The sequence below is a fragment of the Actinoplanes regularis genome (assembly GCF_900188005.1).
In the GTDB taxonomy this organism is placed as follows: Bacteria; Actinomycetota; Actinomycetes; order Mycobacteriales; family Micromonosporaceae; genus Actinoplanes; species Actinoplanes regularis.
Window position 1 is genome coordinate 1 of record NZ_FZNR01000018.1, and the last position, 20,550, is coordinate 20,550.

Annotated in this window: 17 protein-coding genes and 1 pseudogene; 7 read left to right on the forward strand and 11 right to left on the reverse strand. The window is 71.2% G+C overall.

The annotated features are described in order from the left end of the window. Positions 1–96: 96 nt before the first annotated feature. From CHC09_RS48010 to CHC09_RS33400, 10 genes and pseudogenes are all read right to left on the reverse strand, one after another. Positions 97–363 (reverse strand): annotated as a pseudogene (locus tag CHC09_RS48010) (IS3-like element ISAar46 family transposase); the annotation flags it as partial. Positions 364–993: 630 nt separating this feature from the next. After that, complete coding sequence (locus tag CHC09_RS48890) at positions 994–1,128, reverse strand: DUF6192 family protein (protein WP_373871982.1); 135 nt, start codon at positions 1,126–1,128, stop codon at positions 994–996. A 105-nt stretch (positions 1,129–1,233) separates the two neighbouring features. Next, a complete protein-coding gene (locus tag CHC09_RS33365) occupies positions 1,234–1,872 on the reverse strand; it encodes a hypothetical protein (protein ID WP_089297255.1) in 639 nt (212 codons plus the stop codon). Positions 1,873–2,224: 352 nt separating this feature from the next. Further along, a complete protein-coding gene (locus CHC09_RS33370) occupies positions 2,225–2,821 on the reverse strand; it encodes a hypothetical protein (protein ID WP_089297256.1) in 597 nt (198 codons plus the stop codon). 95 nt (positions 2,822–2,916) lie between these two features. After that, on the reverse strand, positions 2,917–4,140 hold the full coding sequence (locus CHC09_RS33375; protein ID WP_089297257.1) for an RNA polymerase sigma factor: 1,224 nt from the start codon (positions 4,138–4,140) through the stop codon (positions 2,917–2,919). Next, entirely contained in the window at positions 4,137–4,508 is a 372-nt protein-coding gene (locus CHC09_RS33380; RefSeq protein ID WP_089297258.1) for a YciI family protein, read from the reverse strand. The genes CHC09_RS33375 and CHC09_RS33380 overlap by 4 nt, the downstream gene beginning before the upstream one ends. An 84-nt stretch (positions 4,509–4,592) precedes the next feature. After that, positions 4,593–6,011: a glycosyltransferase family 2 protein gene (locus CHC09_RS33385; protein WP_089297259.1), complete on the reverse strand. Its 1,419-nt coding sequence runs from the start codon at positions 6,009–6,011 to the stop codon at positions 4,593–4,595. 22 nt (positions 6,012–6,033) lie between these two features. Beyond that, a complete protein-coding gene (locus CHC09_RS33390; RefSeq protein WP_143232744.1) occupies positions 6,034–7,113 on the reverse strand; it encodes a HEAT repeat domain-containing protein in 1,080 nt (359 codons plus the stop codon). Further along, a complete protein-coding gene (locus CHC09_RS33395; RefSeq protein WP_089297261.1) occupies positions 7,097–9,115 on the reverse strand; it encodes an ATP-binding protein in 2,019 nt (672 codons plus the stop codon). Before CHC09_RS33395 ends, CHC09_RS33390 begins: the two co-directional genes overlap by 17 nt. Next, complete coding sequence (locus CHC09_RS33400) at positions 9,112–9,486, reverse strand: response regulator transcription factor (protein WP_089297262.1); 375 nt, start codon at positions 9,484–9,486, stop codon at positions 9,112–9,114. Before CHC09_RS33400 ends, CHC09_RS33395 begins: the two co-directional genes overlap by 4 nt. Before the next feature lie 138 nt (positions 9,487–9,624). On the opposite strand from CHC09_RS33400, the gene CHC09_RS33405 reads away from it, so the two are divergent. The 7 genes from CHC09_RS33405 (at position 9,625) to CHC09_RS33435 (ending at position 20,036) form a co-directional block, all read left to right on the forward strand. Next, a complete protein-coding gene (locus CHC09_RS33405; RefSeq protein WP_089297263.1) occupies positions 9,625–11,811 on the forward strand; it encodes a hypothetical protein in 2,187 nt (728 codons plus the stop codon). A 154-nt stretch (positions 11,812–11,965) separates the two neighbouring features. Beyond that, complete coding sequence (locus CHC09_RS33410) at positions 11,966–12,055, forward strand: potassium-transporting ATPase subunit F (protein WP_089297264.1); 90 nt, start codon at positions 11,966–11,968, stop codon at positions 12,053–12,055. Further along, positions 12,055–13,713 (forward strand): potassium-transporting ATPase subunit KdpA, encoded by a 1,659-nt coding sequence (gene kdpA, locus CHC09_RS33415; protein ID WP_089297265.1) that lies wholly within the window; start codon positions 12,055–12,057, stop codon positions 13,711–13,713. The genes CHC09_RS33410 and kdpA overlap by 1 nt, the downstream gene beginning before the upstream one ends. 10 nt (positions 13,714–13,723) lie before the next feature. Beyond that, positions 13,724–15,874 (forward strand): potassium-transporting ATPase subunit KdpB, encoded by a 2,151-nt coding sequence (gene kdpB, locus CHC09_RS33420; protein WP_089297266.1) that lies wholly within the window; start codon positions 13,724–13,726, stop codon positions 15,872–15,874. Further along, positions 15,874–16,731, forward strand: coding sequence for a potassium-transporting ATPase subunit C (locus CHC09_RS33425; RefSeq protein ID WP_089297267.1), 858 nt, complete (start codon positions 15,874–15,876; stop codon positions 16,729–16,731). The genes kdpB and CHC09_RS33425 overlap by 1 nt, the downstream gene beginning before the upstream one ends. Positions 16,732–16,755: 24 nt before the next feature. Next, on the forward strand, positions 16,756–19,356 hold the full coding sequence (locus CHC09_RS33430; protein WP_239138629.1) for a sensor histidine kinase: 2,601 nt from the start codon (positions 16,756–16,758) through the stop codon (positions 19,354–19,356). After that, the gene (locus CHC09_RS33435; protein WP_089297268.1) at positions 19,353–20,036 is read left to right on the forward strand and encodes a response regulator; all 684 of its coding nucleotides are present in this window, start codon (positions 19,353–19,355) and stop codon (positions 20,034–20,036) included. The genes CHC09_RS33430 and CHC09_RS33435 overlap by 4 nt, the downstream gene beginning before the upstream one ends. Here CHC09_RS33435 and CHC09_RS33440 read toward each other — a convergent pair whose 3' ends face one another. After that, positions 20,037–20,543, reverse strand: coding sequence for a ParB N-terminal domain-containing protein (locus CHC09_RS33440; RefSeq protein ID WP_143232745.1), 507 nt, complete (start codon positions 20,541–20,543; stop codon positions 20,037–20,039). Between the last annotated feature and the right edge of the window lie 7 nt (positions 20,544–20,550).

A 20,550-nucleotide genomic window follows, 5' to 3' on the forward strand; every position in this document is an offset into this window, starting at 1 on the left:
ATCGACACCAGGACGAGCAGCCCAAGCCTGCCTTGGCTACCCCTGCCACCAGCCGGTAGCAGGGAAAACTGCTCCATCAAAGCGGGGGAAACTCACGCGGCGCAGCCTGGCGATCTCGGCCTGCTCAGGTGACGGCCGCCCGACCGTTTCACCGGCCGGTTTTCCCTGCAACAGGCCGGCATCGCGGGCCCGGCGCCACTCCGTCATCAACGACGAGTACAAGCCCTCCCGCCGCAGGAACGCCCCGCCCTCACCGGCCGTGAGGGCCTGCTCATAACGGGTCAGCAGATCCAGGTTCTGCCCCGGCGTGAACGGCCGACGTGCCCGTGGCCCGCCTGAGCGAGGACCCTTCTTGCGACTCATGACCCCATCCTGGGCCGTCACGACGTCAACAGCAGTATTCAACGCTTACCGATCCTGAACTCGCCCTGTCCGGCGGACTTGCTATGAACCGCTGGCCTCAACTCACCCTGACAGACAGGGGCGCGGCAGTCGCGTCTGCCACGACGACACTCGTGGCGGTCAGGAGCGCGACAGCGGTGGCGATCAGCAGCCTTTTCACGACATCTCCTTCAGCAGACACAGGTCGCGCAGTCGTCGCAGAGCACGACGGCGTGCGTGTTCGTACTTGCAGAGGCGGCGACCGATGACACGGCGACCGGTGCGGTCAACGCACACATCAGCCCGATGGCGGTAAGAAGTTTCCTCATCGCGCGACTCCCTCCGACCAGCCGGGAGATGTCAGCAGGGCTCGATGTCGCAGGCGTAGGCAGGTGCCGCCGGTGTGGATGCGACGTCAACCGCCAGCACACCGGCTACGGCGAGGGCCGCGACAGCCAGAGCAAGCAAGAACGCCCTCGTGGCAAATCCCCCGATTTTCGTCTTTTTTCGAACGTTACGCCTCCACGAACCAATGGCAATAGCTCCTGTGCGACTGCGGGGCAGCCCCTGGGGGCAGGACCCCGACAGGCGGGGTGTTTCGGCCCTGGTGAACTACTCCGAGCCGAACGACAAGGGCTGCGCTACCCGCGAGGAGACCTCGTCATCGCGGACCAGCTCATGCATCGCGACGACCTTCACCCGCACGGACTCCGGATAAGTGACCTGCCAGCCCACCACCCGCCGCACTTTCGTCCTCGGTCCACCGGCGCGCCCCGGTACGTTCGCCGGGGCGCGGGCCCGTCCGACGAGTACACGGAGTAGCCGAAAGTAGCCGTCGCCGGGCTGTGCCTATTACGCCACCCACCACCAGCCGTCGCCCACCTCCCGTTGCGGGTATCCCTGGTCGCCCCAGGCCGTCTCGATGACCGTCGACTCGGTGGGCGGCTCGGCGAAATACGCGAGTCCTGTTCCCGATTCGGCTCGCCAGTTCTGCCACAGCTGTATGAACAACACGGTCGGGGTGGCGTACGCGACTCCGGACGGGCACAGGGAGCGCATGTCGGCCGGCAGGGTCAGTCCGCCGTTCAAATGGCCGGCCCGGTAGTCCTTGGCCAGTTCGGCGAGCGCGGCCCGATGCAGCCGATACCGATAGTCAACGGGGTAGACCTGTGAATCCTGCCGCGAGACGACGACAAAGGCGGCAGCGGCCAGACACAAGCTGACCACGGCGACTCCCCAGGAACGGCGTACACAGGCGATCAGGATCGCCGCAATCGAGACGAGTACAGCGAACACCGCAGCCAACAACGAGATCCACCAGCCGACGAACGAACCCCCGAGCAGAGGCGTCTCAGCGAGCCACCAGGCGGGAATCAGCAGCAGCCAACCGGCGCAACTCAGGACGGCCTGCAACAAGCCGCGCCCGCTCCACGCCGCCGTCGAGGACGGCTCGGTCACCTGATCGTCCGGATCCCACTGGAAGAAGTCCATGGCGAGGATCTTGCACTCGCACTCTCAACCCGCGGAAGGCCGCACACGAAGCCTCTACACGGCCTCCTTACCGCGGTCACAAAGTGGTGATCGGGTCGACCTTGCTGCCGGGCCCACGGGTGAGCACTTCTGGCTGCAGAGAACGCGCACTCGGTCTCGTCTCGGTGTGCACCGGATCACCGCGCCCAAGATCAGCTCCAAGGTGACGGCGCCTAGGACCAGCCGGTTCCGGTACGGGCCAGCCGGGATCTTCAGGGTTGGTCGGCGAAGCCGTCCTTATTGATGTTGGGTGTGGCTTGCCGCGCTGCCTGTAAGCCGTCCTAGGATGGTGAGATCTGTGCAAGCGCGGGACCTATCGACACGAGATGCCGAGAGTCTCGCTCTTGCGGGTCTCCTCGGTGGTCGCCTCAGCGAAGGCTTGCGCCGACTGACCTATCTGGATCGCGGCGAGAACGTCCGCGAAGGTCAGAGAGTCCGGGACGCCCTCGATCTGGTCCACGAAGTTCACGAGACGATCGCGTCGCACGCCGTAGGCGTTCAGCCAGCTTTCCGCAGCGGCCCGGTCGTTGAGATCCGAGGGCAATTCGATTCCACTGACTTCGCGATACTGATCCGAATGGGCCGCTTCCAGCTCCCTCAGGGGCGGCAGATGGTCCCTGACCGGACGCGACTGGTCGATGGCGCCACGGTGTTCTGTCGCTTCAGCTATCCGAGCCGTGAAGGGCGCACAGCTCTTGTTCACGTCCGAGACCCACTCCCCCAGCGGCCGCGACCGTCCGTCAGCCACCAGGGCGACGATCGACGCCACCAGCACGACTCCGGCCAAACCGATCACGGTCCAGCGGGTCTTCACCTTCGCCGGCCGAGGTATCCAGTTCGACAGAATGCCGCCGATGACCGCCAGCGCCCCGAGGCTCACCGTCAGGAACAGCCCCCGCAAGACACTCATGCCGAGATGCTCCCATAGCAAGCCGTCGATCTACCGCTGCCCAGTGCCCGCATTGCGTTTCGGGTCGGCCGGCGAGCCACACCGCCTACGGCATCCTAGGAAGATAGGAAGTGGGATGGGTCGCGGAGATGGCTCGCCCGGGACTCCAGGTAGCGCTGCTCGGCCAGGCTCGCCGTCGCCCGCGCCGCCCGCCGGTACCAGTCGTACGCCTGCGCGGTCTCCCCGGCCTTCTCCAGCAGGTGCGCCCGCACCGACGCCAACCTGTGATGCCCCGCCAGCCGCTCGTCACCGTCCAGTTCGGCCAGCAACGCCAGCCCGGCCGCCGGACCGGAGAGCTCCGCCAGCGCCACCGCCCGATTCAACGTCACCATCGGATTCGGCGCGATCCGCTCCAGGACCAGGTACAACGCGTACACCTGACGCCAGTTCGTCGCCTCGGCCGTCACCGCGTCCGCGTGCGTCGCGGCGATCGCCGCCTGCAGCTGATACGGCCCCAGCCGCGCCGCTCCCAGCGAAGCCTTCGCCAGCGCCATCCCCTCCTCGAGCAGCGAGCGGTCCCACTTCGCCCGATCCTGCCGATCCAGCGGCACCAGATCCCCGCCCGGCGTTGTCCGCGCCGGCCGCCGCGCGTGCGTGAGCAGCATCAACGCCAGCAATCCGGTCACCTCCCCGTCCGAGGGCAGCCGCGCGTGCACCAGCCGCGCCAGCCGGATCGCCTCCCCCGCCAGATCGGGCCGGTCCAGCGAGGAGCCCGACGACGCCGTGTACCCCTCGTTGAAGATCAGGTAGAGCACCTGGAGGACCACCGGGAGCCGGGAATCGCCGTCCGGTGGCGGGAACGAACCGCCGGCCGCTCTGATCCGCTGTTTCGCCCGGCTGATCCGCGCCGCCATCGTCGCCTCCGGCACCAGGAACGCCCGCGCGATCTCCGCTGTCGTCAGCCCACCGACCGCCCGCAACGTCAACGCCGTCTGCGACGCCGCCGTCAGCGCCGGATGGCAGCACAGGAAGAGCAGCAGGAGCGTGTCATCGGTGTCCGGGACCGGCGCCGGCGTCTCCCACGCCGAGACCGCCGACTCCCGTTCCCGTCGCGCCGACTCGCTGCGCACCTCGTCGACGAAGCGCCGCGCGGCCACGGTCAGCAGCCAGCCCCGTGGGTTCCCCGGCACGCCCTCCACCGGCCACTGCGCCGAGGCCGCGAGACCCGCCTCCTGGACGGCGTCCTCGCACCCCTCGAACTGCCCGTACCGGCGGACCAGCGCACCGAGGACCTGCGGCAGCAGCTCGCGCAGCAGGTCCTCGACGCCCGGCCCGGTCACGCTTCCAGCAGCCCGTCCGCGAACATCACCTGCCGCACCTCGACCCCGAGCCCTTCGATCGCGGCGTCCGGGATCCGCGCCGCCAGCTCCACCGCCCGGGCCTTGTCCTCGACGTCGACGAGGTAGTACCCGCCCAGGAACTCCTTGGACTCCACGAACGGCCCGTCGGTGACCACCGGCTGTCCGTCACGCACCGAGACGACCACCGCCTGCGACGGGTCGACCAGCGCCTGCGTGATGAGCAGCTCCCCGGACTCCTTCAGTTCCTCCATGAACCGGCCGTGCCCGGCACCGATCGCCGCCCTCTCCTCGTCGGTCAACGCGTCCAGCACGGCCGGGTTGATGTGCAGGCTGATCAGGAACTTCATCGCTACCTCCGCAAGGTCGGGACCCTTCTTCAGCGGTAGGTCGTAGCCGCCGCGACAACCTTGACATCCCGTCCGAAATTTTTGTCACCGCCCGGTGGGCTCCTCGAAGTCGGTGCGGAGGTTCGTACCCCACACCGCCTCGCGCCCCCGCCACGCCAGCCAGACCCCGTAGACCTGAGCCGGGGCCAGCAGCAGGCGGTAGCCCAGGTTCTCGGCCACCGCGGCAAGGAAGCCCCAGGTGATGTCACGCCAGCGGCGGTAGCGGTGGAAGGACAGCTCCTCGAGGATGAGCGCGGCCAGGCTCACCACGATCCCGTAGCCGTAGGCGGCGAGGACGAAACGCCAGGCGAACTGGACGTTCACCGCGCCGATGAGCAGGCCCAGGGGCAGCAGGATCAGGGCGAGCAGTTCCACGAACGGGGCGATCAGCTCGAACAGCAGGTAGTACGGCAGCGCGATCAGCCCGATCCGGCCGTACCGGGGATTGCCGATCATCACCCGGTGGGTCTGGAGCACCTCGGCCAGGCCGCGGTGCCACCGGCGGCGCTGGCGGCCCAGGACGCGCAGCGTCGACGGTGACTGGCTCCAGGAGATGGGTTCGGGCAGGAAGACGATGCGGTAGTCGGCGTCGGCCTCGCGCAGCCGGCGATGCAGGCGGACCACGACCTCGGCGTCCTCGCCGACCGTGTCCAGGGCCATACCGCCCACTCGCACCAGCACGTCCCGGCGGAACAGGCCGAAGGCACCGGAGATGACGATCAGGCCGCCGAGGCGGGACCAGCCGGTACGGCCGGTCAGGAAGGCCCGCAGGTACTCCACGATCTGGATGCGGACCACCCACTGGCGGGGCATCCGGACATCGACCACGCGACCGGCGGAGACGCGGCAGCCGTTCACGATGCCCACCACCCCACCGGCCGCGACGACCCGCAACGGGTCCTCGGCGAAGGGTTTGACCACGGCCAGGAGCGCGTCGTGATCGAGGATGGAGTCCGCGTCGACCATGCAGACCAGCTCGTGGCGGGCCAGGTTGACGCCGACGTTGAGGGCATCCGCCTTGCCGCCGTTGCGTTTGCGGACGACCAGCAGCGTGTCGGGCGAGTCCCGGGCGACATGCACCGACCGGACCTCGCCGTGGTGCGGTACGTCGTCCGGCACCACGTACGGCACCTCGACGAGATCGAACCCGGCGCGCAGGCGCTCGAACGTGTCGTCGGTCGAGCCGTCGTCGATCACGACGACCTGGAATCGCGGGAAGCGCAGCGCGGTCAGGGCACGGACCGCGGGCACGATCACCGGCCCTTCGTTGTGCGCGGGCACGAGCAGCGACACCGCGGGGGTCAGCGGGTTGCGGAACAGCTCGTCGGTGCCGCTGAACGTCCGGCGCCGCTGAGCACGGCCGAACTCGACGAAGGCGAGCCCGATCAGCGCCAGGTAGCAGCTGTTGAGCACGACGAAATACACCAGCAGAAGGTCGTTGCCGACCTCGACCAGCAACCGCATGGGTCAGCTCCCAAGGTGATCGTCAGGGCTGGTCGCCGCCCTCGTCCAGGTCGAGCAGGGCCAGCGCCTGACGCGCGTGCGCCGCGCCCGGCCCGGCCGGGACGCCCTCGGCGATCTCCTGCAATCGCCGCCGGCCTGGGACACCCAGCCGGCGCAACCCCTGGGCGGCCTCATGGGCCACGTGGTAGTCCGGATCGGCGAGGAGGGTGCCCAGCACCTCTGCCGCTTCCCGCCCGCCGACCTCACCCAGCGACCGGGCCGCCGCGGCCCGCAGCCCGGGTGTCCGCGCCGGGTCCAGTGCCGCCCGCAGCGGTGCGATCGAGGACCGGCCGCCCAAGCGGCCCAGACTGGTGAGCGCGGCCAGGCGTACATCCGGATGGGACTCGCTATCCAGCAGTTCGGTGATCGCCGTGACGCTGCCGATCGAGCCGATCAGGCCGAGCGCGTTCAGCGCCGTCGCGCGTACGGACGGTTCCGCGTCGCTCAGCGCGGCCTGCAGGGCGGGAACCGCGCCGGCACCGATCCGGGACAGGTCGAACGCGATCAGGTGCGCGGGCATCTGACGGCGGCTGAGCGCGGCGAGCAGCGGCGCGGCGGAGGCGGGCGAGCCGATCGCGCCCAGCGCGCGGGCCGCGACCATTCGTACCTCCGGGCTCTTGTCGTCGAGCAGCGGATGGATCGCGTCGATCACGTCCGGTCGTCCCAGGTGGCCCAGGGTCTCCGCGGCGCGCGCCCGGTGCACGGCGTCGCGGTGGCGCAACTGCGCCACCGCCCGCCGCGCGGCACCGCGCTGTTCGAAGACCTCGGCCAGCGCGCGGTGGGCGTCGCCCCGGACCTTGCCGAGCAGTGCCACGGCGGCGGGTTCGACGGCCCGCCAGGCGCGTGGGCTGATCGCGAGCAGTTCCTCGGAGCCCTCCTCGCCGCCCTCGGCGACGAACGCCAGCAACGCCCGGCGCGGGGCCGCCGCCAACTGCTCCTGGCGCCGATCGCGCAGCAGGCGGATCGTCCGGATCAGAGCGGCCCCCACGATCAGGACCGTGATCAGCCCGGTGAGCAGCAGCAGGACGATGGTCAGCCAGCCGAGGTCATTGCGAATATTCATGGGCGCCCGCCTGCCGCTCAGGTGTTCCGGCGTTGTGCGCCACCGCTGTGAGTGGGAGCCGGATCGTGACCGTGGTGCCCGCGTCCTCCTCGGAGTCGACCGCGACGGTTCCGCCATGCCGCTGCACGACGGCCGAGACGATGGACAGGCCCAGGCCCGTGCCGGGCAGCGCCCGGCGGGTGGCGTTGGCGGCCCGGAAGAACCGGCTGAACAGCTTCGGCAGATCGTCGGCCGGGATGCCGATGCCGGTGTCGCGGACCACGATCACCGCGCACGGCCCGTCGACATGCGCGGCGACGCTGACCGTCCCGCCGGAGGGCGTGAACTTCACGGCGTTGGAGAACACGTTGCGGATCGCCCGATTCAGGTGATCCTGGTCGCCGGGCATCGTGATCGACTCGTCGATCTCGCAGGTCATGGTGACTCCGGCCTGCTGGGCGGCGGGCTGGATCGCGGCATACGCCGCGTTCAGCATCGCGGTGAGGTCGAGCGTCTCCTCGTCCACCGCGAACCGGCCCGCTTCGATCCGGGACACCAGCAGGAGGTCCTCGATGAGCAGGCGGAGTCGTCCGACGTTGTGTTCGATCACGCCGAGCATCCGTTCCTGGGTGGGGTTCAGCGGCCCGGCATCCTGGTCGACGAGAACCTCCAGGTAGCCGGAGACGCTGGTCAGCGGCGTGCGCAGCTCGTGCGAGACGGTGTACAGGAATTCTGTCTTCGCGGCGTCCACCTCCTGCGACCGGGCCACCAGCTCGTGCGCCTGCTCGAACAGCTTCGCCTGGGTCAGCGCCCGCGCCAGGTCAGCTGCGAGCATGCTGACCAGGTGTTCCTCGTACGGCCGCCAGGGGTCCCGCCCTTGCCGCTTCACGACGGTGAGCCGCCCCACGGCCTCCTGGCCTTCCCCGAACGTCACCTCGACCACTGATCCGGCCCCGGCCGAGGCTCCCTCGAGGTCGCGGATGACGGCCTTGCCCGGCCGCAGCCGCGCCCAGTCGACCGGGGCCTCGGCGAGGGCGGTGGTGTCCCCCGGTGCGCCCTCGGCGCTCCACACCTCGGCCGCGGCCGGCCGATCCTGGTCCGGTGCCAGGCGGATCACCACATGGTCGGCGTCGAGCAGGTCACCCAGGCCCCGAGCGGCCGCGGCCAGCGCGTCACCGCGCGACAGGTGCTGGCGGATCGCCGCGCTGTGCTCGTGGAAGTTGTCGAACATGCGACGCTCGGTGTCCGCCTCGTCGGCGTTGGCGTTGACGGCCGCCGCGACCGCCTCGATCTCCGCCGGGGCCCCGGCACGGGGCACCCGGGCGTCGTGCTCGCCTCGGCGCAGCCGGTCGGCGGTCTCCAGCACCTGAGCGAGCGGCGTGGTGATCCGCCGGGTGGCCGATCGGCCGATCCACAGCCCGAACAGCACGGCCCCCACGGTCGTGACCGCGACCACGATCAGGGCGATCGTGTTCAGGACGTCATTTCTGTGGTTGAGCCGGCCGATCCGGGCCGACAGGGCCTGGTCGAGCGCGCGGGTGGCGGATTGCGCCCGCACCAACTGTGCCTGCCTGGCCCATCTCGCCGGAGCGGGCGGCCTGGCACCGGGCATTCCGGCGATCTGCCGGTCGGCCAGCGCCCACCATTGGGCCGCCTCGGCGTTCAGATCCGCGACGAGCGCACGCGTCTGATCGACCGCGACCGAACGCAGCTGTGCCATCGCGGCCGGATAGGCCCGCCGGGCCGACTCGTAGGAGTCGCGATACGTCTCGTCGCCGCTCAGCAGGTAACTGTTCAGGCCCATCTGCCCGTTGCCGATCAGACTGCGCACTTCGGCGGTGGCCGCCTGAGCACGCAGCGTCTCCCGCATCGGCTGGCTGACCGCCACGGACGCCGCGACCGCCGCCACCAGCCCCACCACGCCCATCAGCAACACCAGCCCGACCAGCCCACCGAAGGCGCGGCCGAGCAGCCGGCCGATCGTGCCCGATCCCTTCCTGGGGCGGCGGGCTCGCAGGTTCACGCCCGCGCCCTGCTCAGCAGGGTCTGCACCCGGGACACCAGCTCGCGTGGGCTGAACGGTTTGGTGACGTAGTCGTCGGCGCCGACCGCGAAGCCCCTCTCGACGTCCTGCTCCTGCACCCGGGCGGTCAGAAGCAGCACCGGGGTCTGCGCGATCGCCGGATCCGCGCGGATCATCCGGCAGACGTCGATGCCGGACAGGCCGGGCATGGCGATGTCGAGGATCACCAGGGCCGGGTGTCGCTCCCGGATCGCCGCCAGCGCCGCCTCGCCGTCCTCGGCCGCGATCACTTCCTCGCCGAGTCCCTCGAGCTTGAACGTGACCAGGTCACGGATGTCCGCGTCGTCGTCCGCCACCAGGACCAGTGCCATGTCGCACCTCGCACCGTGACCGTCGCGGTCAGCTGGAATTTGGATGATCTTCTACATCATCGCAGGTCACGAGCGTTGCGGCACCGAATTGGCCCGCGTTCGCTCACATGCCCGCCAGGTCGCGGGAAAGATGGTGGCGTGTCGTTCGCCGATCTCCCGCCCCGGATCCACCGGCGGCGGCGCTGGTGGTGGATGGTGCTCCCACTCGGCGCCCTGTTCCTGGCGGGCTGGCTGGTCGTCGCGCGGCCCGGATCGTCTCCGGGACCGGTCCGGTCCAGTCCGGGTACGGCGCAGATCGCCGGGCTGGACGCCGTGCCACCCGCACCGGCGGGCCCGTCCTGGGCGTCACGACCGGTGTCCGCCGCCGGGCTGCGGACCGTGGCGACGGCCGGACCGGACGGCTTCGCGTTGCACACCGCCAGCGGTGACAAGCGGTTCCTGCCCGGGGTGAATCTGGGCAGTACCACGCCCGGGCACCAGCCCGGGGAACTGGCGATCACCGCGACGGACTACCGGGTCTGGTTCGCCGCGATGGACCGGCTGGGCGTCCGGGTGGTCCGCGTCTACACGATCCATCCACCCGCGTTCTACGGGGAGCTGGCCGCGCACAATCGGGCGCACCCGGACCGGCCGCTGTACCTGATGCAGGGCGTCTACCTGCCGGACGAGTCGTACGTGACCAAGGGCAACCTGTTCGACCCGCAGGTCACCACCTCGTTCACCGCCGAGCTGCGCGACGCCTCCCTCGCGGTGGGCGGGCACCTGTCCCGGTCGCCCACGCCGGGACGCGCCAGCGGGACCTGGGATGTCGACGTCGGCGACTGGCTCGCCGGCTGGATCATCGGGGTGGAGTGGGACCCGTACGCCACGGCCGCCACCGACCGGATCGGCACCACGGTTCCCGCGGTGACGGGCCGCTACTTCCGCAGCGCCGGGACGGCCACCGCGACGGAGCGGTGGCTGGCCGCCCGGATGGAGGAGCTGGCCACCGCCGAGGCCGCAGCCGGGCGTGGTGCTCCGATCGCGTTCGCGAACTGGCCGACCACCGACCCGCTGACCCACCGGTACGAGCCGCTGGAGCAGGAGGACCTGGCCGGGGTGGACGCCAACCACGTCCAGCCCACCGAGGCCTGGCCGGGCGGCACCTTCGCCAGTTACCACGCCTATCCCTACTACCCGGACTTCCAGCGCCACCAGCCCGAACTGCAGACCTTCCGGTACGCGGGACGTGCCGACCCGTACGCGGGCTACCTGAATCAGCTCCGCGAACACCACACCGGCATGCCGGTCCTGATCACCGAGTTCGGGGTGCCGTCCAGCATTGGCGACGCCCACCACGGGCCGCTCGGCCGTGACCAGGGCGACCACGACGAGGCCGAGGCCATGCGCATCGACGCCGAGCTGCTCCGCATGATCAAGGATCTCGGGCTGGCCGGCGGGTTCGTGTTCGCCTGGACCGACGAGTGGTTCAAGCTGACCTGGAACACCGTCACCCACCAGATCCCCGCCGACCGGCGGCAGCTCTGGCACGACCCGCTCACCAACGAGCAGTACTTCGGGCTGATCGCCACCGACGCGGTGACGGACCCGGACGTCGCCCCGCGGACGCTCGTCGACGATCCGGCCGCCCGTCCCGCGCCCGCCGTCCGGGCCACCGTCGACGACTCCTATCTGCGTCTCGTCCTGCGGCTGGCCGAGCCGCTGCCGGCGAAGCTCACCGTCGGCCTGGACGTCCTGCCCCGGCTGACCGGCCCGCCCCCGCCGGGCGCCGTCGACCGGCAGCCGGACACCGCGTTCGCGCTGGACCTGGCCGCCCACACCGGGCAGGCGTGGATCCGCGTCCCGCTCGACCCGATGCCGCTGGACTTCCCGGTCCCGGCGGCCGCGCGGCCCGCACCGGTCGACGGCTGGCAGCACTACCAGCAGATCGTCAACCGTGCCCTGACCGTGCCGGTCTCCGGCCGGCGCCTGCCGGTCGAGCTGTTCGACGTGGGCCGGCTGCGCTACGGCAGCTGGGATCCCGCCGACCCGCACGCGGACAGCCGGGCCCTGTGGCGCCTCGACGGCACCGAGCTGACGATCCGGATCCCGTGGGCCCTGGCCGGCTTCGCCGACCCGTCCTCCCGGCAGGTTCTGGTGCCCGAGGGCACTGCCGCCGCCACGGAGACCAGCCCCGCCGTCGGGATCCTGCTCGGCACCGGGACCGGGCCCGACCAGGTGGCCGGATCCGTCCGGTGGGACGACTGGCAACGCGTCCACTACACCGAACGCCTCAAGCCGGGGGCGAGCGCGGTCCGCGACGCCCTGATCGCGACGGCGTCGTGAAAATCGCGTGAAGCCCCCTGTCCGGCGTCGGGGCGGGGCAGTTGACTGGCTCCGTCGTGGAAGGGAGAGACGGCATGGCCGACCTGGCGTACGTGCTGTTGACGGTGGCGTTGTTCGGATCGCTGGCGCTGGTGGTACGAGCGGTGGAGCGACTGTGAACCTGGAGAATCTGGCCGGCCTGGTCCTCGCCGGGGCGCTGACCGTGTTCCTGTTGGCGGCCCTGCTGTTCCCGGAGCGGTTCTGATGGGCGACACGACGGCGGCAATCCTGTTCATCGCCACGCTGATCGCGGCGCTGGCCGTGGTGTACCGGCCGCTCGGCGATCACCTGTACCGGGTGGTCTGCTCGACCCGGCACCTGCGCGCCGAGCGGGTGATCTACCGGCTGGTCGGCGTGGATCCCGGCGGGGAGCAGTCCTGGAGCGGGTACGCGCGCGGCGTGCTCGCGTTCTCCGCGGTGTCGGTGCTGTTCCTGTACGCGTTCCTGCGGCTGCAGAACCACCTGTGGCTGTCGCTGGGTCTCCCCGCGGTGGACCCGGACGGGGCGTGGAACACCGCGGTCAGCTTCGTCACGAACACCGACTGGCAGTCGTACTCCGGTGAGTCCACGCTGGGACATCTGGTGCAGATGACCGGGCTGGCGGTGCAGAACTTCGTATCGGCGGCGGTGGGGATCTCGGTCGCGGTCGCCCTGGTGCGCGGGTTCACCCGCTCCCGTACCGACCGGTTGGGCAACTTCTGGGTCGACCTGGTCCGCGTCACGGTGCGGGTCCTGCTGCCGATCTCGGCCGTCGCGGCGCTCGTGCTGATCGCCGGCGGGGCGGTGCAGAACCTGTCGGGCGGCACCGACGTGCACACCCTGACCGGGGCCGTGCAGCACGTGACCGGCGGGCCGGTCGCCTCCCAGGAGGCGATCAAGGTGCTGGGCACCAACGGCGGCGGGTTCTACAACGCCAACAGCGCCCACCCGTTCGAGAACCCGACGGCCTGGACGAACTGGCTGGAGGTCTTCCTGCTCCTGGCGATCCCGGTCAGCCTGCCACGCACGTTCGGGCGCATGGCCGGCGGCGACCGGCAGGGCTACGCGATCGTCGCCGCGATGGCGGTCCTCGCGGTCGGCAGCATCGTCACGATCAACGTACTGCAGGGGTCGCACCACGGCACCGTGCCGACGGCGGTCGGCGCGGCCACGGAGGGCACCGAGTCCCGCTTCGGGGTGCTCGACTCGGCGACGTTCGCGGCGGCGACCACGCTGACCTCGACCGGGGCGGTGAACTCCGCCCACGACTCGTACACGCCACTGGGCGGCGGGGTGACGATCCTGAACATGCTGCTGGGTGAGATCGCGCCCGGCGGCACCGGATCGGGCCTGTACGGAATGCTGATCCTGGCGGTCTTCACCGTCTTCGTGGCCGGGCTGATGGTCGGGCGCACCCCGGAGTACCTGGGCAAGAAGATCAGCGCCCGGGAGGTCAAGTTCGCCTCCCTGTACTTCCTGAGCACCCCGACGCTCGTCCTGGCCGGCACCGCGGTCGCGATCGTGACCGGTTGGGGCCGCGCCGGGATGCTCAACTCCGGCACCCACGGGCTCTCCGAGGTGCTGTACGCGTTCGCGTCCGCGTCGAACAACAACGGCTCCGCGTTCGCCGGGCTGACCGTCTCGGGCACCGGCTACAACACCGCGCTCGGGCTCTGCATGCTGCTGGGCCGCTTCCTGCCGATCGTGTTCGTGCTCGGCCTGGCCGGCTCCCTCGCCGCGCAGCAGCCGGTGCCCGCCTCCACCGGCACGTTGCGGACCGATCAGCCCCTGTTCGTCGGCATGCTGGTCGGCGTCACGCTCGTCCTGGTGGCGCTGACCTTCCTGCCCGCCCTCGCGCTCGGCCCGCTGGCCGAGGGCCTGTAGGAGGACCACGTTGACTGTCAGCACAGTGGAAGCGGCCCCGCGGCGGCAGAGCCCGCGGCGGGCCCCGGGCGGGCTGCTCGACCCGCGGATGTTGTGGAAGTCCCTGCCGGACGCGGTGCGCAAGCTCGACCCGCGCACGCTGTGGCGCAACCCGGTGATGTTCATCGTCGAGATCGGCTCGGTCTTCACCACCGTCCTCGCGATCGGCCGGCCGAGCGTGTTCGCCTGGGTCATCACGGTCTGGCTGTGGCTGACCGTCGTCTTCGCGAACCTGGCCGAGGCGGTCGCCGAGGGCCGGGGCAAGGCCCAGGCCGACACGCTGCGCCAGGCCAAGCGCGACACCCTGGCCCGGCGGCTGCCCGCCTGGCCGGACACCGCCGGCGAGGAGACGGTCCCGGCGCCGCAGCTCGAGCGGGACGACGTCGTCGTGGTGGAGGCGGGCCAGATCATCCCCGGCGACGGCGACGTCATCGAGGGCATCGCGAGCGTGGACGAGTCGGCCATCACCGGCGAGTCGGCCCCGGTGATCCGCGAGTCCGGCGGCGACCGGTCGGCGGTCACCGGCGGGACCCGGGTGCTCTCCGACCGGATCGTCGTGCGGATCACCCAGCGGCCCGGGCAGAGCTTCATCGACCGGATGATCGCGCTGGTCGAGGGCGCCAGCCGGCAGAAGACCCCGAACGAGATCGCGCTGAACATCCTGCTCGCCGCGCTCACGATCATCTTCCTGCTGTCGGTCGCGACGCTGCAGCCGCTGGCGATCTACTCCAAGGCCGCCAATCCCGCCGCCGCCGACGACGCCACGCTCACCGCGCACGGCATGACCGGGATCGTGCTGGTCTCGCTGCTGATCTGCCTGATACCCACCACGATCGGGGCGCTGCTGTCGGCCATCGGGATCGCCGGCATGGACCGGCTCGTGCAGCGCAACGTGCTCGCCATGTCCGGGCGCGCCGTGGAGGCCGCTGGTGACGTCAACACCCTGCTGCTGGACAAGACCGGCACGATCACCCTGGGCAACCGGCAGGCCGCGGAGTTCCTCCCGGTCGACGGCGTGACCCCGCTCGAGCTCGCCGACGCCGCGCAGCTGTCCAGCCTGGCCGACGAGACCCCCGAGGGGCGCTCCGTGGTGGTACTCGCCAAGACCCGGCACAACCTGCGGGAACGAGAGGCGGCCCTGATGCGTACGGCCACCTTCGTACCGTTCACCGCCCAGACCCGGATGTCCGGCGTCGACCTGGCCACCGACGGTCCAGAAGCGACCCGGCGGATCCGCAAGGGCGCCGCCGCCGCGGTGATGAAATGGGTCCGCGACCACGGCGGTCACCCCACCGACCAGGTCGGTGGCATCGTCGACGCGGTCAGCGCCAGCGGCGGCACCCCGCTGGTGGTGGCCGAACACGTCGACGGGCGATCCGCCCGCGCGCTCGGCGTGATCCACCTGAAGGACGTCGTCAAGGCCGGAATGCGGGCGCGCTTCGACGAGATGCGCCGGATGGGCATCCGTACCGTCATGATCACCGGCGACAATCCGCTGACCGCCCAGGCGATCGCCACCGAGGCCGGCGTCGACGACTTCCTCGCCGAGGCCACCCCGGAGGACAAGCTCGCGCTCATCAGGAGGGAGCAGGCCGGCGGCCGGCTGGTCGCGATGACCGGCGACGGCACCAACGACGCCCCCGCCCTCGCGCAGGCCGACGTCGGGGTCGCCATGAACACCGGCACCTCGGCGGCGAAGGAGGCCGGAAACATGGTCGATCTCGACTCCGACCCGACCAAGCTCATCGAGATCGTCGAGATCGGAAAGCAGCTGCTGATCACCCGGGGAGCGTTGACCACCTTCTCGATCGCCAACGACATCGCCAAGTACTTCGCGATCATCCCGGCCATGTTCGCCGCGGTCTACCCCTCGCTGGACACGCTCAACGTGATGCGGCTGCACAGCTCGACCTCGGCGATCCTGTCCGCGGTCATCTTCAACGCGCTGGTCATCGTCGCGCTGATCCCCCTCGCCCTGCGCGGGGTGCGCTACAGCCCGGCCGGCGCCTCGGCGATGCTGCGCCGCAACCTGCTGGTCTACGGCCTCGGCGGGATCGTCGCACCGTTCGCCGGCATCAAACTCATCGACCTGCTCGTCCAGTCCGTCCCGGGGATCTCCTGATGCGACTTCCAGGCTGGCTCGCCCAGCACCTCGCGGCCCTGCGCGCCCTGCTCGTACTGACCGTCCTCACCGGTGTGCTCTACCCGCTCGCCGTCACCGCGGCCGCGCGCCTGCCCGGACTGCGACATCACGCCGACGGATCCCTCGTCCGCTCCGGCGACACCACGGTGGCGTCCGCCCTCATCGGACAGTCATTCACCGGCCCGGACGGCGCACCGCTGGTGCAGTACTTCCAGTCGCGTCCCTCGGCCGCCGGCTACGACCCGACAGCCACGGGCGCGTCCAATCTCGGTCCGGAGAGCGTGGTGGACACCGCGGCGGACCGGCCGAGCCTGCTCACCCAGGTGTGCGCGCGCAGCAACGCGATCGGTGCCCGCGAGGGCGTCGACGGGCGCCGCCCGTACTGCACCCCGCAGGGGGTCGGGGCGGTGCTGGCGGTGTTCCGCCGCGACGGGCTCACCGGCCCGGTCACCCGCGTGGTCAGCGTCAACGAAGCCTGCCCGGCCACCCCGTTCCAGGCCACCTACCAGGGGATCACCGTGCGGTGCGCGGCAGCGGGCGAGGACTACTCCGCCGGGGTCGTCACCCCGGTCCGCGGCGACGCCCCCGCCCACCCGGCCGTGCCGGCGGACGCGGTCACCGCCGGCGGCTCCGGCCTCGACCCGGGCATCAGCCCCGCCTACGCCGACCTGCAGGTGGCCCGGATCGCCCGCGCCCGCGGCATCGACCCGGCGACGCTGCGGCGACTGGTCGCCGCGCACACCACCGGCCGGGCCCTGGGCTTCCTGGGCGCGCCGGCGGTGAACGTGACCGGCCTCAACGCCGACCTCGACACGACCTATCCGTTCCACGACTGAGCCGGACCGGGAGAGGATGGAACGGTGACCGCACGGGGACAGCTCCGCGTCTACCTGGGCGCCGCCCCCGGCGTCGGCAAGACCTACAGGATGCTCGAGGAGGGTCACCGCCGCCGGGCCCGCGGCACCGACGTGGTCGTCGGCTTCGTCGAGGGTCACGCCCGCCCGCACACCGAGGCGCTCGTCGAGGGCCTGGAGGTCATACCCCGCACGACGATCACCTATCGGGGGGCGTCGTTCACCGAGATGGACCTCGAGGCCGTGCTGGCCCGCTGCCCCGAGGTCGCGCTCGTCGACGAGCTGGCGCACACCAACGTGCCCGGCAGCCACCACGCCAAACGCTGGCAGGACATCCAGACGCTGCTGGAGGCCGGGATCACGGTCGTCACCACGATCAACATCCAGCACCTGGAGTCGCTCAACGACGTCGTCCGCCAGATCACCGGGGTGCCGCAGCGCGAGACGGTCCCCGACGCGGTGGTCCGCCAGGCCGACCAGATCGAACTGGTCGACATGACCCCCGAGGCGCTGCGGCGGCGGATGGCCCACGGCAACATCTACGTCCCGGAGAAGGTCGACGCGGCGCTGGGCAACTACTTCCGCGTCGGCAACCTCACCGCCCTGCGCGAACTGGCCCTGCTCTGGGTCGCCGACAAGGTCGACGAACAGCTCGACCGCTACCGCGCCGAGAACCGGATCACCTCCACCTGGGAGACCCGGGAGCGGGTCGTGGTCGCGCTCACCGGCGGGGCCGAGGGCGAGACCCTGGTCCGGCGAGCCGCCCGGATCGCCGGCCGTACCAAGGGCGCGGACCTGCTCGCCGTCCACGTGGCCCGCAACGACGGTCTCGCCGGCGCCGACCCGGCCCACCTGGCCCGCCAGCGCACCCTGGTGGAGGATCTCGGCGGCAGCTACCACCAGGTCGTCGGCGCCGACGTCCCGGCCGCGCTGCTCGACTTCGCCCGCGGCGTCAACGCCACCCAGCTGGTGCTCGGCGCGAGCCGGCGCGGCCGCTTCGCGCAGCTCTTCTCCTCCGGCGTCGGGGTCACCACCACCGCCGGATCCGGGCCCATCGACGTCCACCTGGTCACCCACGCACAGGTCCGCAGGGGCCGGCGCCCGACGGCGGCGAACCGCGGGCTGACCACCCGGCGGCGAGCGGCCGGATTCGCCCTGGCCGCCGCCGGGCTGCCGCTGCTGACCATCGCGCTCACCCAGGCGCACGGCACCCTGAGCCTGCCCAGCGACATCCTGCTGTATCTCGCCGCGGTCGTCGCGGTCGCCCTGGTCGGCGGCCTGTACCCGGCGCTGCTCGCCGCCGTCGCCGCGTTCCTGCTGCTCAACTGGTACTTCACCCCGCCCGTGCACGAGCTGACCATCGCCGAGCGCGAGAACATCCTCGCCCTGACCGTGTTCCTGCTGGCCGCAGTCGCGGTCAGCGCCGTGGTGGACCTCGCCGCCCGGCGCACCCGCGAGGCCGCCCGCGCCCGCGCCGAGGCCGAGACCCTGTCCACCCTCGCCGGCAGCGTCCTGCGCGGCAGCCGGCCGCTGCCCGCCCTGCTCGACCAGATCCGGGAGACCCTGCGGCTGACCGGGGTGACGCTGCTCGAACGACGCGACGGCACCCCGGCCGGCCCGAACCTGAACCGCGAGCCGGCCGCCTGGCGGCTCGTCGCCGCGGTCGGTGACCAGCCGTGCCTGACCCCGGCGCAGGGCGACGCCGACGTCGCCGCCGACGACCGGATGTCGCTGGTGCTGCGCGGGCATCCGCTGCAGGCCGCCGACCGGCGCCTGGTCGAGGCGTTCGCCGTGCACGCCGCGATCGCGCTGCGCCAGGAGCGCCTGGCGGAGCAGGCGGCCGCCGCCGGGCCGCTCGCCGAGATCGACAAGCTGCGGACCGCCCTGCTCTCCGCCGTCAGCCACGACCTGCGCACGCCGCTCGCCTCGGCCAGCGCCGCGGTCGAGGGCCTGCTCAACCCCGATCTCCCGTTCACCGACGAGGACCGTCACGAGCTGCTGGACACCGTGCGGGAGTCGCTCGACCGGCTCACCCGCCTGGTGGAGAATCTGCTCGACATGAGCCGCCTGCAGGCCGGCGCGCTGGGCATGGCCCCGGAACACCTCAGCGTCGCCGACACCGTCCCCCGCGTCGTGGACGATCTGGCCGGCTCCGCACGCGACGTGCGTGTCCACATCCCCGACGACCTGCCCGAGTTGCACGCCGACCCGGCCCTGCTGGAACGCGCCCTGGCCAACCTGCTCGCCAACGCCCTGCGCTACAGCCCACCGGAGCGGCCACCGCTGATCACCGCCAGCGAGCACGGCGGCCGGGTCGAGATCCGCGTCGTCGACCACGGGCCCGGCATCCCCGTACCGGAATGGGATCGGATCTTCCTGCCCTTCCAACGCGTCGGCGACCGCGACAACACCACCGGCGTCGGCCTCGGCCTGGCCCTGTCCCGCGGGCTGATCGAGGCCATGGGCGGTACCCTCACCCCCGACACCACCCCCGGCGGAGGCCTGACCATGACCATCAGCCTGCCCGCCGTCGAACCCGGCGGCGCCGGGGAGGACGCCGACCCCGCCGTCCTCGACCGCGTCGACCACTGGCAGAGCACCCCGTGACCCGCCTGCTCGTCGTCGACGACGACCCGCAGATCCTGCGCGCCGTCCGGATCAACCTGCACGCCCGCCGGTACGAGGTGGTCACCGCCGCCGACGGCGCCGAAGCGCTGCACGCCGCCGCCGGCGAGCACCCGGACCTGATCGTGCTCGACCTCGGCCTGCCCGACCTGGACGGCGTCGAGGTGATCCGCCGGCTGCGCGCCTGGACGCCCATCCCGATCATCATCCTGTCCGGCCGCCTCGACAGCCGGCAGAAGGTCGACGCCCTCGACGCCGGAGCCGACGACTACGTCACCAAGCCCTTCAGCGTCGAGGAGCTTCTCGCCCGCATCCGCGCCGTGACCCGCCGCACCACCACCACGACCGGCACACCGGAACCGATCCGGATCGGCCCGCTGACCATCGACATCGCCGACCGCACGATCCGCGCCGAGGACGGCTCCCCCGGCGTCCACCTGACGCCCGTGGAATGGCAGCTGCTCGAGGTCCTGGCCCGCAACCCGGGCAGACTCGTCAGCCAGCGGCAGCTCCTGCAGCAGGTCTGGGGACCGACCTACCTGAAAGAGACCGACTACCTGCGCCAGTACGTCAAACACCTGCGCCGCAAACTCGAACCCGAACCCACCCGGCCCCGCTACCTGATCACCGAACCCGGCATGGGCTACCGCTTGCAGCCGTAGTCATTCGAAGATCACCTGCGTCCACGAACGGATCTTCTCGGGTGTCTGCACGATGCCCGAGGTGTAGATGCCGCTCGCGGGGATCTCGATACCCGCGAGCCGGGCGCCGACGATCCGGTGGTGACCGGAGAGGATGGTGCCCCGACTGTCGACGATGATCTTGTTAGCGGGATCGTTCCAGTTCCACTGGCCGGCCTTCATCCGCGCCGCATACCCCTCCGCCTTACCGAGGTCGACGAAGGTCTGCGACGGCGTGAATCTCGACCCGGCCACGAGCTTCTCCAGGTTCCGCCCGACCTGCGGCACGCCGGAAAGGATCCGGCCGCCGAGCTGGGCGGCCCGGCCGGCGCCGTAGGTCGTGACGAGGCGCGAGATCACGTTGCCGGGCCGGGAGCCCGGCCTCAACCTCACGATCATGTCGACCGGGTCCCGGCCGTCCAGATCCATGCTGCGCCAGCAGTCGTCGTGGAACGGCGTCGGCGGGGGGCTGCTCGAGCGTGTAGCCACCGGCACG

Bases quoted from the DNA above. Each gene is read 5' to 3' on its own strand.
- kdpA (WP_089297265.1), top strand. From the start codon at position 12,055: ATGGGCGACACGACGGCGGCAATCCTGTTCATCGCCACGCTGATCGCG.
- CHC09_RS33370 (WP_089297256.1), bottom strand. From the start codon at position 2,821: ATGAGTGTCTTGCGGGGGCTGTTCCTGACGGTGAGCCTCGGGGCGCTG.
- CHC09_RS33390 (WP_143232744.1), bottom strand. From the start codon at position 7,113: ATGAATATTCGCAATGACCTCGGCTGGCTGACCATCGTCCTGCTGCTG.
- CHC09_RS33425 (WP_089297267.1), top strand. From the start codon at position 15,874: ATGCGACTTCCAGGCTGGCTCGCCCAGCACCTCGCGGCCCTGCGCGCC.
- CHC09_RS33385 (WP_089297259.1), bottom strand. From the start codon at position 6,011: ATGCGGTTGCTGGTCGAGGTCGGCAACGACCTTCTGCTGGTGTATTTC.
- CHC09_RS33400 (WP_089297262.1), bottom strand. From the start codon at position 9,486: ATGGCACTGGTCCTGGTGGCGGACGACGACGCGGACATCCGTGACCTG.
- CHC09_RS33365 (WP_089297255.1), bottom strand. From the start codon at position 1,872: ATGGACTTCTTCCAGTGGGATCCGGACGATCAGGTGACCGAGCCGTCC.
- CHC09_RS33380 (WP_089297258.1), bottom strand. From the start codon at position 4,508: ATGAAGTTCCTGATCAGCCTGCACATCAACCCGGCCGTGCTGGACGCG.